Below are 15,237 nucleotides of genomic sequence, written 5' to 3'. Positions count from 1 at the left end.
CATGCGTGTCGTGCTCGCCGGAGCCCAGGGCTTCGGCTCCCACTATCTCGACCGGCTGCGCCGGCTGACCGGGCTGGTCGAGCTGGCCGGGGTCTGCGACGTGCGGCCGGTCCCGCCGGAGAGCCTGGCGGGTCTCGGCTCCCCCGAGATCTCCGCCGACCTGCCCGGCCTGATCGAGCGGACCGGCGCCCGGATCGCGATCCTGGCCACGCCCATCCCGACGCACGCCGAGCTGGCGCTGGCCGCGCTGGAGGCGGGCGCGCACGTCCTGGTGGAGAAGCCGACGGCGGCCACGCTGGCGGACTTCGACCGGATGGAGCGGGCCGCCGCCAAGGCGGGGCTGGCCTGCCAGGTCGGGTTCCAGAGCCTCGGTTCCGCGGCGGTGCCCGCGGTGCGCGAGCTGATCGCGGGCGGCGCGATCGGCCGCGTCACCGGCATCGGCGTGGGCGGCTCGTGGCCGCGCCCCGCCGCGTACTTCACCCGCAGCCCGTGGGCGGGCAGGCGGGTGCTCGACGGCGTGGACGTGGTGGACGGCGCGCTGACGAACCCGTTCGCGCACGCGCTGGCCACCGCGCTGGCGGTGGCCGGGGCCGACGAGCGCGGCGCGGTGGCCTCGGTGGAGACCGAGCTCTTCCACGCCAACGGGATCGAGTCCGACGACACCTCCGCCGTCCGCGTCACGCTCGCCGGCGGCACCCCGCTGGTGGCCGCGGTCACGCTCTGCGCGGCCGAGCGGGACGAGCCGTACGTGCTCGTCCACGGCGAGAAGGGGCGGATCCGGTTCGTCTACACGATGGACGAGGTCCAAGTGGACGACGGGCCCGTCCAGCGCTTCGACCGCACCGACCTGCTGGTCAACCTCGTCGAGCACGTGCGGTCCGGCGTCCCGCTGCTGGTGCCGATCCAGCGCACGGGCGGGTTCATGGAGGTGATGGAGGCGATCAGGGTCGCGCCCGACCCGCTGCCGATCGCCGACGACCACCAGGACCTGTCCGGCGAGGGCCGGGTGCTGCCGGGCATCGCGTCCGTCGTCGACAGGTGCGCCTCGGAGCTGGCGCTCTTCTCCGAGCTGGGCCTGAGCTGGGCGACGCCGCTCGTGGTGGGCGGCTCTCCCGTCGCCGAGTACGTGACCAGCCCCGACCTGCCGCTGACCGCGGCGCCCCGCCCCTACCTGCACCCGGTGCGTACGCTCGGCGGCACCGTGGTGACCGAGATCCGTCCGGCCGACCACCCGCACCACCTCGGGGCCGGGCTCGCGGTGACGGACCTGGGCGGGCGCAACTTCTGGGGCGGGCGCACCTACGTCCGCGACCAGGGGCCGGCCTGGCTCGACGACCACGGCGTCCAGCGGCACCTGGCCTTCACCGAGCGCGACGCCGCCGGTTTCACCGAGACGCTCTCGTGGCTGCGGCCGGGGGAAGACGCCCTGGTTCGCGAGGAACGCACCGTACGGGCCCGTCCAGCGGCGCGTGGGTGGGTCCTGGAGTTCGGCTTCACCCTGCACAACCTGACCGGGGCGCCGCTGACGATGCGCAGCTCGGCCACGAAGGGGCGGGCGGGGGCTGGCTACGGCGGGTTCTTCTGGCGCGCGCCGGCGGGCTCGCCCGGGTTGCGCGTGTTCACGGCGGCGGCCGAGGGCGAGGAGCGGGTGCACGGCTCGCGGGCGCCGTGGCTGGCGCTGTCGTCGGAGGCGTGGACGCTGCTGTTCGCGCAGGACGCCGACCCGTGGTTCGTGCGGGTGGCCGAGTATCCGGGCGTCGGCACCGCGCTGGCCTGGGAAACCCCGCTGTCCTTCGACGCCCGGCTCGACAGGAAGGTGTCGGTCGTGGTCGTCGACGGGCGCCTGTCGCGCGAGGAGGCGGCCGAGCTGGCCACGGGCCGCTGACCCGCGGGCCCGGCGCGGTGCCACGCCGGGCCCGCGCCGTGCCGTGTCGTGCCTTCAGCGGGACCCGGGGCGCAGTTCGCCGGCCAGCCAGGTGAAGGCGTGCTCCTGCATCGGGACATCGAAGGCGTGCGGGGCGTCGAAGAACCTGCCCTCGTAGCCGCCGCCGGGGTAGCGGCGGGCGATGGCCGCGTGGGCGGTGCGCATCCCCCGCCCGGGGAACAGCTGGTCGTCGCGCGCGTACAGCGCCAGCAGCGGTCGCGGCGCTCCGGACGCGACCAGCGCGGGCCAGTCGCAGACCCGCGACAGGCCGGGGGGGAAGAGCATCCAGGTGTGCGCGGCCACGTACCCGTCGAGCAGGTCGGCGTAGGACGACGTCATCGCGGCGACCACGACCGCGCGCACGCCCGGGTCGAAGGCGCCCAGCAGGGCGGCCCGCAGGCCGCCGCCCGACAGGCCGGCGCAGCCGACAGGCCCGATGTCCGGCCTGCCGCGCAGGTACGCCGCGGCGGCCAGGTCCTCGCCCGCCACCACGCCCGCGAACGAGGTGCCGAGCAGTCTGCAGTACTTCTCCAGGACGTGCTCGTGGTGGCCCGCCGCCACGTCGTAGCGGTCGGCCTCCGACAGCCCGGCGTCCGGGGCCAGGGCCGTCACCCGGTCAGGCATGTCCGTGAGCGGGAACCGGCGGCTCCCCCACCCGGTCACGTCGTGCGCCAGCACCGCGAAGCCGCGCCTGGCCAGCTCGGAGGCGAACGCCCGGCCGCCGTACAGCTCGCCGCGCAGCCGCCGCACCTCGGGGGTGGGCGGCTCGGGACCGTCGGCGATCTTCTCCTTGCCCGCCCACTTCATGCCCGCGTGGCAGTGCAGGGCCACCACGCCGGGCAGCGCGCCCCGATGGCCGTGCGGCCTGAGCAGGTAGGCCCGGGTGCGCGGGCCGTAGCCGACGTCCCAGGACAGCTCCTCGCCGTCCAGCCCGTCCGCCGTCCAGGCGCGCTCCACCCGTACGTCTCCCGCCGTGAGGTCGAGCGTGCCGATGGCTTCGCGCGCGGCGGCGCGCAGCTCCGGCCCGGCGGGCGCGTCCGGGAACAGCCCTCGCTGCCTCCCGGCCACGTCGGCGAGCCCCGAGAACTCCCCTAGATGCCGCATCTCGTACGGATCAGGCGCCGGCGAGGCGGGTGCCGTCGGCGGTGAGGTGGACGGGGCGGCCGGTGGCGGCTGAACGGTTGGCCGCGACGCCCACCAGGACGCTGCGGATGCCGTCCCGGTAGCCCGCGGGACGGGCGAGCGGGTCGTCGCCGGGGCCGCGGAAGACGTCGTCGAGCAGCAGCCGGTCACCGCCGCCGTGGCCGCCGGCGCCCCGCTCGATCGGCACCTCCTCGGGCTCCTGCCAGTGCCGGTGCAGGATGAGCCGTTCCCAGGAGCCGGCCGCGTGCTCCTTGCTCGCCGCGCTCGGGTCGACGGCGGCGTGCGGCGGGGTCCAGGACCGTTCGCACACCTCCAGCTCGATCCGCCCTTCGGTGCCGTTGAACGCCACCCGGTACCCCTCGAACGGCGCGTGCGCGGTCAGCGAGTAGGTGAGGATCGCCCGGTTGGCGTAGCGGACGAGCACCGACATGGTGTCGTCGATCGTCACGCCGGGCGCGAACACGTCCTGGTCGCGGATGTAGCCGTCCTCGTGCTCGGCGTCCAGGTAGAGCCGCTTGAGGCGCTCGTCCTGGGAGATGTCCAGGATGTACGGGTCGCTGCCCAGACCCGGGGCGCCCTGCCCGCGTGCCGGGCGCGGCCCGCGCGGCCGGGCCTGGCCGTAGAAGCGCAGGTCGGTCTGCGCGAAGACCAGCTCGGCCGCCGAGCCGAGCCACCAGTTGACCAGGTCGAAGTGGTGGGTGGACTTGTGCACGAGCAGCCCGCCGGAGTGGGCGCGCTCGCGGTGCCAGCGGCGGAAGTAGTCGGCGCCGTGGATGGTGTCGAGCGCCCACTCGAAGTGCACCGAGGTGACGTCGCCGATGGCGCCCTCGCCGATCAGCTTCCGCACCGCCGAGTTGCGCGGCGAGTAGCGGTAGTTGAAGGTGACGACCAGCCGGCCCGGGTTGCGCTCGGCCGCCTCGGCGATGGCCGCGCAGCTCTCGGCGTCGACCGTGAGCGGCTTCTCCACGATGACGTCGAGGCCGGCGTCGAGCGCGGCGACGACGTACTCGGCGTGGGTGGCGTCGACCGTGCACACCACGACGGCGTCGGCCAGCTCCAGCATCTTGCCGTACTCCCGCGGCACGAAGCACGGCACCGGCCGGCCGATCCGTTCGGCGTAGTAGGCCATGCGCGTGGTGTTGACGTCGCACAGGCCGACGATGGTCCCGGTGTCCTGCCAGTCGCCCAGCAGCGCGTCGACGTACATCTGCGCGCGGTGCCCGAGGCCGACGAAGGCGTACCTGGTGCTCAAGTGCTCTCTCCCCGAGTCGCGGTGGGCGGCCGGGGGCGGTGCGCCCCCGGCCGGTCGCCGGCTGGTCAGCCGGCGATGGCGGCGTTCGCCTCCTCCAGGAACTTCGCCGCGGCGGCGTCCGGAGTGGCCCTGCCGAACACGACCTCCTCGCTGGCGCGCTCCAGGATGTCCTCCATCTCCAGCGCGCCCTTCGGCGGCGCCTCGATCGGGCTCAGCTCGCTCTTGACCTCGTCGATGAAGGCCAGGGTCTTCTGGTCGGCGGGCGGCAGCTTGTCCTTGACGGCGGCGAGCACCTTGGAGTTGGTGGGCAGGCCGCGGTCGCTCAGCAGGATGCCGGCCGCGTCGGGGTCGTTGACCAGGAAGTCGATGAACTTGCCCGCGGCGTCCGCCTTCTCCGTCTTGGCCGAGGCGGCGTAGAACATGGCGGGCTGCAGGAACATGCCGCTGGTCGTGGCGCCCTCCAGCTTCGGCATCCGCAGCAGCGTCATGTCCTGGCCGGACGACTTCGTCAGGGCGTTGAGCTGGTTGCTCCACCACATGCCCATGGCGCCCTCGTTGGTGCCGAGCAGCGACTGCTCGGGACCGGTGTCGCCGATCTCCTCGCTCTTGGCGGCGTCGGGCGAGCCCTTGGTCTCGATGAGCTTCTGGTGGATGGCCCACCAGGACTTCAGCGTGTCGACGGACATGCCGATCTTGGTGCCGTCGTAGAACTTCTCGCCGCGCTGGGCCGCGTAGATCTGCAGCCAGGCGGGGTTGAAGTTGTACTCGGCGCCGGTGGCGGCGCCCGTGGCCGAGATCTCCTGGGCCAGCGCGGCCCACTGGTCCCAGGTCCACGTGCTGTCGTCCGGCAGCTCCTTCTTGGCCTTCTCCAGCGCGGCCGGGTTGGCCAGCATGGAGAAGGCGTTGACGCCGGTCGGGATGGCGTACTGCTTGCCGTCGATCTGGCCGCTCGACAGGACCTGCTGGTCGAGGTCGGCGGTGGGCAGCTTGCCGGCCAGGTCCATCAGCGCGCCGCGGCCGGCGTACTCGCTGAGGCCGCGGATCTCGATGCTCAGCACGTCAGGCGCGTCGTTGGCGGCGACCTTGGTGGCGAGCTTCTCGTAGTAGCTGTCCCAGTTGGAGAAGTCGCCCTCGACGTCGATCGTCGGGTTCTTCTCCTCGAACTTCTGGATGGCCTGGTCGGTCAGCTTCTGCCGGGCGTCGCTGCCCCAGTAGCTGAAGGTGATCGTCACCTTGCCGCCGTCGCCACCGCCGCCTCCTCCTTCGCCGCCGTCGCCGCTGCCGCAGGCGGCCGCGGTCAGCATGGCCGCCGACAGCGCGGCGACCCACATCGTCTTACGAGAGCCGAGTTTCACAGCTCTACCTCCTCTTGGGGGTTACAGGGGGTGAAGAGGAACTACTTCAGGCCAGTGGTCGCCATCCCGCGGATCAGGTACTTCTGTCCCGCCAGGAAGAACCCGAAGATCGGCCCGAGCGACACGATGGACATCGCGAACATCGGACCCCAGGACGACTCGCCGCTGGAGTCCAGGAACTGCCGCAGCGCCACGGCCACCGTGAGGTTGTCGGAGTTGGTGAGGTACAGGTTCTGGCTGAAGAAGTCGTTCCACGTCCAGATGAAGGTGAAGATGCCGGTCGTCGCCAGCGCCGGCATGCACAGCGGCAGGATGACCTGCAGGAAGATCCGCCAGTAGCCCGCCCCGTCGATGGCCGCGGCCTCGTCCAGCTCCCGTGGCAGCGTCCGGATGAACTGCACCATCAGGAAGATGAAGAACGCGTCCGTGGCCAGGAACTTGGGCACCACCAGCGGCCAGATCGTGTTGATCCAGTCCATGTTGGCGAACACGATGTACTGCGGCACGACGGTCACGTGGTACGGCAGCATGATCGAGCCCAGCATGATCGCGAACCACACCTTCTTCAGGGGGAAGTTCAGCCGGGCGAAGGCGTAGGCGGCCAGCGAGCAGGCGACCAGGTTGGCCGCCACGGACAGTCCCGTGATGACGGCCGAGTTCCACAGGTAGTAGCCGAAGCTGTGCTTGAGCGCCGACCAGCCCTCGATGTAGTTGTCCATCGTGACCGCGCTCGGCCACAGGCCGGGCTCGCGGAAGATGAGGTCCTCCGGCTTCAGCGAGCTGGAGATCATCCACAGCAGCGGATAGAGCATGATCAGGCCGAAGCCGATCAGCAACGCGTGCTTGAGCAGCCGGCTGCCCCGCGGGAGCGGGCGGAACAGGAACGGCACCCGGTTACTTCGTGTCGCCATAGAAGACCCAATACTTCGACGCGAGGAAGTTCACGCCGGTCAGTCCGGCGATGAGGAGCAGGAGGACCCACGCCATGGCGGCCGCGTAGCCCATCTCGTAGCTCTTGAAGCCCTTCAGGTAGAGGTAGAGCGTGTAGAAGAGCGTGGAGTCGACCGGTCCTCCGCTGCCGCCGCTGACGATGAACGACTGCGTGAACGACTGGAAGGACTTGATCACTTCGAGTACGAGGTTGAAGAAGATGATCGGCGTGAGCAGCGGCAGCGTGATCGAGCGGAACTGGCGGAGCTTGGTGGCCCCGTCGACCGCGGCCGCCTCGTAGTAGCTCTGCGGGATCTGCCGGAGTCCGGCGAGGAAGATCACCATGGGCGCGCCGAACGTCCACACGTGCAGGAGGATCAGCGTGCCGAGGGCGGTGTCCGGGTCGGACACCCAGCCGGGCCCCTTGATGTCGAAGATCGCGAGGACGGCGTTGACCAGGCCGTCGGTGCCGAAGATCTTCCGCCACAGGATGGCGATGGCCACGCTCCCGCCCAGCAGCGAGGGCAGGTAGTAGATGGAGCGGTAGAACGACAGCCCGCGCAGCCCCCGGTCGAGCGCGAGCGCCAGCGCCAGCGCGAAGGCGAGCTGCATGGGCACCGACACGACCACGTAGATGGTGGTGACCTTGAGCGACTGGATGAACCGGGTGTCCTCGAAGAACAGCTTCGAGTAGTTGTCCCAGCCCACCCACTGGGCCTCTTCCAGCAGGCTGTAGTCGGTGAACGACAGGTACAGCGAGGCGAGGATCGGCCCCACGGTGATCAGGAACAGGCCGACGAACCACGGGGCGAGGAAGACGTACGCGGTGCGGGCCTCCCGGCGCCGGTGAACGTTCGCGTAAGTCGTCCGGCGGCGACGCCCCGGGGGGCGAGCGGCCTCCCGCGGGGCGGCGGGAGGTCGCTCCGGGGTGACAGAGATTGATTCGGACATACATCCCTCTTCCAGGCCCAGCCCGGCACGGCGGGATCGGATAGCGCATTCCTATAAGGAGGCCAAAAGTTTCGTCAACCCTTTGCAGGTGTTACAAAGCCGTTACCGATATATCGCTAACCGCATCCTGCCTGTTCAGAGGGGATATGGGGCGGGATACGCGTTCTTAACATTTTCGCTCTGACCCACCTCCACTACAACCGGTTGCACTTCACGGCGAAAGAGTCCGGGCATGCCGACAGCCGCCCTGACCTGATCGATCGGGGCGGCTATCGAGCAGAAACGGTCACCAGGAGCCGCCGAGCTCCTTCAAGGTGAAGACCCCGCCGACCCGGTCGTGCAACGGGTCGCTCAGGTCCGGCTCGCCCTGCTCGGCGATGATCTCCGCGGCGTACGACTCGGAGCTGTCGCGCGACTCGTACCCGATGGCCTCCGCCTCCTTCAGCGACCACCACCTGCGGGCGTTGTCGGAGACGCCCCACACGACGTGGAAGCCGGTCGCCGTCAGCGCGGCCTCCACCAGCCGGGCCAGGTCGTCCGGCGAGATCCAGGTGGCCAGGCCGCGGGTGTCGGCGGAGCGCTCGTTGCAGGTGCCGAGCCTGATGGCGGTCACGTGCATGCCGAACCTGTCGTGGTAGAGGCTGCCCAGCCCCTCCATCACGAGCTTGCTCACGCCGTAGTACGTGTCAGGGCGAGGGAAGGCGTAGTCGGCCAGCTCCCCGCCGGAGGGCGGCCGGGTGTGGAAGCCGGCGGCGTGGTGGCTGCTCATCAGCACCACGTGCCCGACCCCCGCCGCGCGGGCGGCCTCCATGAGCACGTAGGTGCCGTCCATGTTGGCCCGCACGATGTCGGCCCACGGATGCTCGCGGCTCTGGCCGCCGAGGTGGAGCACCGCGTCGACGTCCCGCATCGCGGCGGCCATGGCCAGCTCGTCGGTGAGGTCGGCCACGGCCAGCTCCTCGCCGGGTCCGGTTTCGAGCGGCGCCAGGTCCGACAGGCGCAGCGTCCGGCCGTCACGGGCGAGACGGGGACGGAGCAGCGTGCCGACTTTCCCTGCGGCGCCGGTCATGAGAATGCGCATTCCCCCGTTGTACACAACACTGGCGCAGATTCACATTCTTGAATATTGACCGTGATGTGTGTCACTGGTTACTTTCTTCAAGACTCGCCCACATCCACGACACTTGTCACATATGTGAACAGGAGGCGGTCTTATGTCACGTCGTCTGCTCGGGGTCGCGCTGGCCACGACCCTGGCCGTTACGCTGACAGGCTGCGGCTCCGGGGGAACAAGCTCAAGCACGGACGACGCGCTGGAGATCTGGATCAGGCAGGCGCCCGATTCGGAGTCGGCCAAGACAGCGCAGCGCCTCGCCGAGGCGTTCACCAAGGCCAGCGGAATCCAGACCAAGGTGGTCGCCCTCTTCGACGACTTCGAGACCAAGCTGCAGCAGCAGGCGGCGCAGCGCGATCTGCCCGACATCGTCATCAACGACACCGCCCAGATCGGCAACATGCAGACCCAGGGCTGGCTGACCGAGGTCGACCGGGCCTCGCTGGCGGGCGGCGACAAGGTCTCCGACCTCGCCTGGAAGGCCGCCACCGCGAGCGACGGCAAGACCTGGGCGGCGCCGTTCTCCGCGCAGGCCTTCGCCATCATCGCCCGCAAGGACTGGCGCGAGAAGGTCGGCATGGAGATCCCCCAGACCTGGGAGGACCTCGCCGCGCTGGCCACCGCCTTCACCGAGAAGGACCCCGACGGCAACGGCGAGAACGACACCGCCGGCTTCGTCATCCCGGCGAGCACCAAGCGCGGCTACGCGTCCTGGTACGCCTCCTCGTTCATCTACGGCAACGGCGGCGACTTCGTCTCCTCGTCAGGCTCCGGCACGTTCGCCTCCGCCATGAGCGACCCCAAGGCCGTCGAGGCGGTGCAGTTCCTCCAGGACCAGTTCTGCAAGACCAAGACCGTCAACCCGGGCGCGGTCAGCAACGACACCACGGTCACCCACGAGGTGTTCGAGAAGGGCCAGGGCGGTCTCTACCTGACCGGCCCGTACGTGCTCGCCCGGTTCGTGGACAGCATCGGCACCGACAAGATCGAGGTCTACCCGGTGCCCAAGGGCCCGTCGGGCGGCCCCGGCACACTGGGCGAGGGCGAGAACGTCTACCTGATGGCCGGATCGGGCAACACCGAGGGCCAGAAGAAGTTCGCCGAGTTCGCCATCTCCGCCGAAGGCCAGCGGATCGGCATGAACAAGGACGCCAACGGCGCCATCGTCCGCCTGCCGGTCAGCTCCGAGGTCGACATGGCCGCCGAGCGCCAGGACCCGCGCTGGCAGGTGTTCCAGGACGCCTACGCCGACGCCGTATACGCCCACCCGGTGCCGAACTGGGCGCCGATCCGGCAGACCTCCGCCGACTCGATCAACACGGTGTGGGCCGACTGCGCCAAGGACGTCAAGGCGGAGATGGACGCGCTCAACACCAAGCTGACCCAGGAACTGCAGAGTCAAAAGGCATCATGACCCCGACGCTGACCACGGCGCCGCCACCGCGGGCCGCCGCCCCCGGCCAGCCGCCCCGCCGGGCGCGCTGGCGGGGGCCGCTGGTCGCCTGGGCCTTCCTGGCGCCCGCCCTGCTGCTGTTCCTGTACTTCAAGTTCATCCCGATGTTCACCGGGCTGACGATGAGCCTCCAGGAGATCCGCTACATCGACAGCACCTGGGTCGGGCTGGACAACTACGCGACCATTCTCACCGACGACGCCTTCCGCTCGGCGATCTGGCACAGCCTGGTGCTGGCGCTGGGCACCACGGCCGGCTCGATCGTGTTCGGGCTGGGCCTCGCGCTCCTGATCGAGGGGCCGGCCAGGTATCTGTGGTTCGTCAGGACCGCGGCCTTCCTGCCGGTCGTGGTCACCATGGCGGCCGTCGCCGAGGTGTGGCGGATCATGTACCACCCGGGCGACACCGGCACGCTCAACATGATCCTCGGCTGGGTGGGGATCGCCCCGCAGCCCTTCCTGGCCGACGAGGACTCCTCGCTGCTGTCGATCATGGTCATGAACATCTGGCGCGGCACCCCGTACGACATGATGATCTTCCTGGCCGGGCTGGTCGGCATCGACCGCACGCTGTACGAGGCCGCGGCGGTGGACGGCGCGTCCACCTGGAGGCGGCTGCGGCACATCACGCTGCCCGCGCTGCGGCCGGTGTTCTGGATCCTGTTCACGCTCGCCGCCATCCGCGGCCTGCGCGTGTTCGTCGAGGTGTACGTGCTCACCAACGGCGGGCCGAACGGCTCGTCCGAGGTGCTGATGACGCTCATCTACAAGCTCGGCTTCCAGACCGGCGAGCTGGGCATCGCCTCGGCGGGCGGGATCGTGCTGTTCGCGGCCACGCTCGTGCTCACCGTACTGGTCCAGCTCATGCGCAGGAGGCAGGCGGCATGATGAGGTTCGACAGCGCGCTGGGGCTGGAGTCGCGGCGCGGGCCGTTCGCCACCGCGGGCAAGATCCTGCTCTACTCGGGCATGGTGGTGGTGTTCACCGGGCCGCTGCTCGGGCTGCTGATCAGCGCCTTCAACAAGACGCTCGACCCGACCTCCTTCACCTGGTGGCCGGACGAGTTCACGTTCGACAACTTCGTGCACGCCGCCGACCGCAACGTCTATCTCTATCTGTTCAACTCCTTCGTGGTGGTCGGGTTCGGGCTGCTGCTGCAGATGATCGTGAGCGTGTTCGCCGCCTACTCGCTCGCGCGCAAGAAGTTCCGCGGCATGGGCGTGGTCATGCTGATCATGCTGGCCACGATGATGATGCCCGAGGAGATCATCGCGATCCCGCTCTCCCTCGTGCTGGCCGACATGCCGCTGCTGAACGTCAACCTGATCGGCACGTACGCGGGCATGATCCTGCCGGTCGGCGCCTGGGGCTTCTCGATCCTGGTCATGACCGAGTTCATGAAGGAGGTGCCGGTCGAGCTGGAGGAGGCCGCGCGCATCGACGGGGCGGGCGAGCTGCGCACGTTCTTCACCGTCATCCTGCCGCTGTGCCGGCCCGCGCTCGGCGTGATCGGCGTCTTCGGCTTCACCATGATCTGGGACCAGTACCTGCTGCCGCTCATCGTGGCGCCCGAGTCGAGCATGTGGACGCTGCCCATCGCGCTGCGCTCGCTCCGCTCCGACGAGGAGGTGGGCATCGGCGTGCTGCTGGCGGCCACGCTGCTGGCGCTGCTGCCGTCGATCATCGCGTTCCTCGCCTTCCAGCGGCAGTTCATGCGCGGTCTGACGAGTGGGGCGGTGAAGGGGTGACCTGTGTCCATGTATCTGGACGACATCCCATATCCTGACACCCATAAGTCGCAGTCGAGATGGGACGATCATGGAGCCGCAGCTGGTCAAGTCCGCCGAGCGGACCGTACGCATCCTGGAGGCCCTCGCCGCCGCCCCGGGCACGCTGACGCTGTCGGAGGTGCAACAGCTCACCGGGTTCCCGCGCAGCAGCCTGCACGCGCTGATGCGCACGCTGGTGGAGCTCAACTGGGTGGAGACCGACGCCGCCCGGTCGGCCTTCGGCATCGGCCCGCACGCGCTGCTGACCGGGACCGCCTATCTGGACAAGGACCCGGCGCTGCCGTTCGCCCAGGCGACGCTGGAGGACCTCAGGGAGGAGACCGGGCAGACCGCCCACTTCGCCCGCAGGGACGAGGCGCACGTCCTCTATCTGGCCACCCGCGAATCCCGCGACGCCCACCACATCATCCCCCGGGTGGGCAGGCGGCTGCCCGCCCACGTGACCGCGCTCGGCCAGGTGCTGCTCGCCCAGCTCACCGACGACGAGGTCAAGGCCCTGCTCCCCGACCCGCTGCCCGGCATCACCGACCACACGATCACCGACCTGGGCAAGCTGACCGGCGAGCTCGACCAGGTCCGCACCCGGGGCTGGGCGTACGAACGCGAGCAGGGCACGTCGGGCGTGGCCTGCGTGGCCGTCACGGTCGACTACCGGATCCCGGCCACCGACGCGATCAGCTGCTCGATGCCGGCAGACCTGCCGCCCGCCCAGATCGAGCGGGTCATCGAAGCGGTGATCACACACACCCACAAGCTGGCTGCCACTCTCCGGCGAGAGGGCATCCGGTAAAAGGAGGCGCTGATGCGGCTAGAAGGCGTTCTGTTCTTCCCGGTGACCCCGTTCGGTCCCGACGGCGAGGTGGCCGGGGAGACGCTCGGCCGGCACGTCGACGCCGGGGTAACGGCGGGAGCGGGAGGGGTGTTCACCGCGTGCGGGACGGGTGAGTTCAACGCCCTCGGCCCCGGCGACTACACCACCACGGTGCGGGCGTCCGTGGCCGCCGCGGGCGGGCGGGTGCCCGTCTTCGCGGGCGCGGGCGGCACGCTCCCCGAAGCCAGGACGCTGGCCCGCACGGCCGCCGCGGAGGGCGCCGACGGGCTGCTCATCATGCCCCCGTACCTGGTCAGCGCGCCGCCGGAAGGCCTGGTCGACTACGTGCGCGACGTCGCCCTGGCGGGCGGGCTGCCCGTCATCATCTACCAGCGCAACAACGCCCGCTTCTCCCCCGCCGCCGTCGCCGAGCTGGCGCGGATGCCGGAGGTGATCGGGTTCAAGGACGGGCTGGGCGACCTCGACCTGCTCCAGCGCATCATCCTGACCGTGCGCGAGTCGGCGGGGCCGGACTTCACGTTCTTCAACGGGCTGCCGACGGCCGAGCTGACCGTGCCCGCCTACCGAGGGCTGGGGGTGAACCTCTACTCCAGCGCCGCCTTCGCGTTCGCCCCGGAGGTCGCGCTGGCCTTCTACCGGGCGATCACCTCCGGGGACGAGGAGCTGACCCGCCGCCTGCTGACGGGTTTCTACAAGCCCCTGGTGGAGCTGCGCGACCAGGTCCCGGGGTACGCGGTCTCGCTGGTCAAGGCCGGCGTACGACTGCGCGGGCTGGACGTGGGCGGGGTACGGCCGCCCCTGGTCGACCCCGCACCGGAGCACGTGGCGGAGCTGGAGAAGATCATCGCCGCCGGCATGGAGATCATTGGCGCCTGACCCGTCCCCCATCGCGGGAGGGTCATGCCCTCCCGCGGTGGGGGTAGCCGGCTCCTGACCGGCGGACACGTCGCACACCCGGGGCCGCCGGGAGGACCGAGCCTCCCTGCGACCGCGGCGCCCACCTGGGCCGCCGTTCTACCGTCCGAGTACGCCGTCCACGCGGCGGGGGATTCCCAGGGGGTTGTCGTCCTTCAGCTCGTCAGGCAGCAGCGCCTCGGGCCAGTCCTGGTAGGCCGTGGGCTCCAGCCAGCGGTCGATGGCCGTGGCGCCGACCGAGGTGGTCGCCGTGGTCGTGGCCGGCCAGGGGCCGCCGTGATGCATGGCCCAGGTGACGGCCACGCCGGTGGGCCAGCCGTTCCAGATCAGCCGCCCGGCCTTCCGGCCGAGCACGTCGACCAGCGGCTCCGCCTCACCGGCGTCGGCGGCGTGCACGGTGGCGGTGAGCGAGCCCTCCAGCCGTTCCAGCACCGGCGGCAGGTCGCCGACCTCACGGTAGGTGACCACGATCGAGGCGGGCCCGAAGCACTCCTCACCGATGCCGGGCAGCTTCTCGGCGAAGGTGTCGAGATCGGTGGTGAACACCTTGGGCGTCACCGACCAGCCGCCCTCCCCCGGCGAGCCCTCGGCCAGCAGCTCCAGCTGCCCGAGCCGGTCCAGACCGCCCAGGTAACCCTCGCGGATCCGCTCGGCCAGCATCGGCCCGCCGCTGGTGCCCTCGACGGCCTCGGCCAGCGCCTTGCGCAACTCGTCGCCCTCGGGCACGAACATCAGCCCCGGGTTGGTGCAGAACTGCCCCACCCCCTGGGTCAGCGAGGCGGCGAAGCCGGTGGCGACCTGCTGCGCGGACGCCGACGGCAGCACCACGACGGGGTTCACGCTGCCCAGCTCGCCGAAGAACGGGATCGGCACCTCGCGCTCGTCGATGAGCCGCTGGATCGCCTTGCCCCCCGCGACGGACCCGGTGAACCCCGCCGCGACCACCGCCGGGTGCCGCACCAGGTCGGCGCCGGCGTCGAGGCCGTGCACCAGACCCAGCAGGTCAGGGTACGGGAGCGCGTCGCGTACCAGCTTGGCCACCCGCTCGGAGGTGCCGGGATGACCGGGATGCGCCTTGACCACCACCGGGCAGCCGGCCGCCAGCGCGGACGCGGTGTCGCCGCCGGCCACCGAGAACGCGAAGGGGAAGTTGCTGGCCGCGAACACCGCCACCACACCGGGCAGCGGCCGCTTCACGCGCCGCACGTCCGGCCGCGGCGGCTCGGCGTGATCGATGATCGCGTCGAGGTAGCCGCCGTCCCTGATCACCCGGGCGAAGAACCTGAACTGGCCCGTGGTGCGGCCCACCTCGCCGCGCAGCCGTGCCTCGCCGAGCGCCGTCTCCTCGTCGGCGAGCCGCCACAGCTCGTCGGCGTGCGCGTCCAGCGCGTCCGCGACAGCCTCCAGCGCCACCGCGCGGTCTTCCGCCGGGGTCGCCCGCCACGCCTGGCCCGCTGCCACGGCGGCGGAGACCACCAGGTCGACCCCGGCTCGGTCGGTCTCGGCCACGCCGGCGCCCACGGGCTCACCGGTCCTGGGGTCGTATCCGTAGATCATCGAATGGCCCTTCGGAGTCTTG

13 protein-coding genes are annotated in these 15,237 nt (G+C 70.7%); 6 read left to right on the top strand and 7 right to left on the bottom strand.

The window, feature by feature from the left end; genetic code table 11:
- The first annotated feature begins 1 nt into the window (after nt 1).
- A complete protein-coding gene (locus ABD999_RS25645) occupies nt 2-1,885 on the top strand; it encodes a DUF6807 family protein (protein WP_271280410.1) in 1,884 nt (627 codons plus the stop codon).
- 54 nt (nt 1,886-1,939) lie between these two features.
- Here ABD999_RS25645 and ABD999_RS25640 read toward each other — a convergent pair whose 3' ends face one another.
- The 6 genes from ABD999_RS25640 to ABD999_RS25615 all read right to left on the bottom strand — a co-directional run bounded on the left by ABD999_RS25640 (nt 1,940) and on the right by ABD999_RS25615 (nt 8,636).
- Nucleotides 1,940-3,028, bottom strand: a complete 1,089-nt coding sequence (locus ABD999_RS25640; protein WP_271280411.1) for a dienelactone hydrolase family protein — start codon at nt 3,026-3,028, stop codon at nt 1,940-1,942.
- Between the two features lie 10 nt (nt 3,029-3,038).
- A complete protein-coding gene (locus ABD999_RS25635; protein WP_345482913.1) occupies nt 3,039-4,319 on the bottom strand; it encodes a Gfo/Idh/MocA family protein in 1,281 nt (426 codons plus the stop codon).
- A gap of 65 nt (nt 4,320-4,384) precedes the next feature.
- Nucleotides 4,385-5,674, bottom strand: a complete 1,290-nt coding sequence (locus ABD999_RS25630; RefSeq protein WP_271278335.1) for an ABC transporter substrate-binding protein — start codon at nt 5,672-5,674, stop codon at nt 4,385-4,387.
- 41 nt (nt 5,675-5,715) lie between these two features.
- Complete coding sequence (locus ABD999_RS25625; RefSeq protein WP_271278336.1) at nt 5,716-6,585, bottom strand: carbohydrate ABC transporter permease; 870 nt, start codon at nt 6,583-6,585, stop codon at nt 5,716-5,718.
- Complete coding sequence (locus ABD999_RS25620; RefSeq protein ID WP_271278337.1) at nt 6,569-7,555, bottom strand: carbohydrate ABC transporter permease; 987 nt, start codon at nt 7,553-7,555, stop codon at nt 6,569-6,571. Before ABD999_RS25620 ends, ABD999_RS25625 begins: the two co-directional genes overlap by 17 nt.
- 286 nt (nt 7,556-7,841) lie before the next feature.
- Nucleotides 7,842-8,636 (bottom strand): NAD-dependent epimerase/dehydratase family protein, encoded by a 795-nt coding sequence (locus ABD999_RS25615; protein WP_246639590.1) that lies wholly within the window; start codon nt 8,634-8,636, stop codon nt 7,842-7,844.
- A gap of 133 nt (nt 8,637-8,769) precedes the next feature.
- Here ABD999_RS25615 and ABD999_RS25610 point away from each other — a divergent pair, with 133 nt between their 5' ends.
- The 5 genes from ABD999_RS25610 to ABD999_RS25590 all read left to right on the top strand — a co-directional run bounded on the left by ABD999_RS25610 (nt 8,770) and on the right by ABD999_RS25590 (nt 13,619).
- Nucleotides 8,770-10,083 (top strand): ABC transporter substrate-binding protein, encoded by a 1,314-nt coding sequence (locus tag ABD999_RS25610; RefSeq protein WP_271278338.1) that lies wholly within the window; start codon nt 8,770-8,772, stop codon nt 10,081-10,083.
- Nucleotides 10,080-11,009: a carbohydrate ABC transporter permease gene (locus ABD999_RS25605; protein ID WP_219544184.1), complete on the top strand. Its 930-nt coding sequence runs from the start codon at nt 10,080-10,082 to the stop codon at nt 11,007-11,009. The genes ABD999_RS25610 and ABD999_RS25605 overlap by 4 nt, the downstream gene beginning before the upstream one ends.
- Nucleotides 11,006-11,869 carry a carbohydrate ABC transporter permease gene (locus tag ABD999_RS25600; RefSeq protein ID WP_246639591.1) on the top strand — a complete coding sequence of 288 codons (864 nt, stop codon included), beginning with the start codon at nt 11,006-11,008 and terminating at the stop codon, nt 11,867-11,869. The genes ABD999_RS25605 and ABD999_RS25600 overlap by 4 nt, the downstream gene beginning before the upstream one ends.
- A 70-nt stretch (nt 11,870-11,939) precedes the next feature.
- Nucleotides 11,940-12,701, top strand: a complete 762-nt coding sequence (locus tag ABD999_RS25595) for an IclR family transcriptional regulator (protein WP_148033578.1) — start codon at nt 11,940-11,942, stop codon at nt 12,699-12,701.
- 12 nt (nt 12,702-12,713) lie between these two features.
- Nucleotides 12,714-13,619 carry a 5-dehydro-4-deoxyglucarate dehydratase gene (locus ABD999_RS25590; RefSeq protein ID WP_219544186.1) on the top strand — a complete coding sequence of 302 codons (906 nt, stop codon included), beginning with the start codon at nt 12,714-12,716 and terminating at the stop codon, nt 13,617-13,619.
- Nucleotides 13,620-13,757: 138 nt separating this feature from the next.
- Here ABD999_RS25590 and ABD999_RS25585 read toward each other — a convergent pair whose 3' ends face one another.
- Entirely contained in the window at nt 13,758-15,215 is a 1,458-nt protein-coding gene (locus ABD999_RS25585; RefSeq protein WP_219544187.1) for an aldehyde dehydrogenase (NADP(+)), read from the bottom strand.
- Nucleotides 15,216-15,237: the final 22 nt, after the last annotated feature.

Origin of the sequence: Nonomuraea ferruginea (assembly GCF_039540635.1) — a bacterium.
GTDB classification, from domain to species: Bacteria; Actinomycetota; Actinomycetes; order Streptosporangiales; family Streptosporangiaceae; genus Nonomuraea; species Nonomuraea ferruginea.
This window is presented reverse-complemented; position numbering and strand designations above follow the sequence as displayed.

What these genes read in the sequence shown, in the direction of transcription:
- ABD999_RS25645 (WP_271280410.1), top strand. Translation starts at nt 2, where the DNA reads ATGCGTGTCGTGCTCGCCGGAGCCCAGGGCTTCGGCTCCCACTATCTC.
- ABD999_RS25640 (WP_271280411.1), bottom strand. Translation starts at nt 3,028, where the DNA reads ATGCGGCATCTAGGGGAGTTCTCGGGGCTCGCCGACGTGGCCGGGAGG.
- ABD999_RS25625 (WP_271278336.1), bottom strand. Translation starts at nt 6,585, where the DNA reads ATGGCGACACGAAGTAACCGGGTGCCGTTCCTGTTCCGCCCGCTCCCG.
- ABD999_RS25620 (WP_271278337.1), bottom strand. Translation starts at nt 7,555, where the DNA reads ATGTCCGAATCAATCTCTGTCACCCCGGAGCGACCTCCCGCCGCCCCG.
- ABD999_RS25615 (WP_246639590.1), bottom strand. Translation starts at nt 8,636, where the DNA reads ATGCGCATTCTCATGACCGGCGCCGCAGGGAAAGTCGGCACGCTGCTC.
- ABD999_RS25610 (WP_271278338.1), top strand. Translation starts at nt 8,770, where the DNA reads ATGTCACGTCGTCTGCTCGGGGTCGCGCTGGCCACGACCCTGGCCGTT.
- ABD999_RS25605 (WP_219544184.1), top strand. Translation starts at nt 10,080, where the DNA reads ATGACCCCGACGCTGACCACGGCGCCGCCACCGCGGGCCGCCGCCCCC.
- ABD999_RS25600 (WP_246639591.1), top strand. Translation starts at nt 11,006, where the DNA reads ATGATGAGGTTCGACAGCGCGCTGGGGCTGGAGTCGCGGCGCGGGCCG.
- ABD999_RS25595 (WP_148033578.1), top strand. Translation starts at nt 11,940, where the DNA reads ATGGAGCCGCAGCTGGTCAAGTCCGCCGAGCGGACCGTACGCATCCTG.
- ABD999_RS25590 (WP_219544186.1), top strand. Translation starts at nt 12,714, where the DNA reads ATGCGGCTAGAAGGCGTTCTGTTCTTCCCGGTGACCCCGTTCGGTCCC.
- ABD999_RS25585 (WP_219544187.1), bottom strand. Translation starts at nt 15,215, where the DNA reads ATGATCTACGGATACGACCCCAGGACCGGTGAGCCCGTGGGCGCCGGC.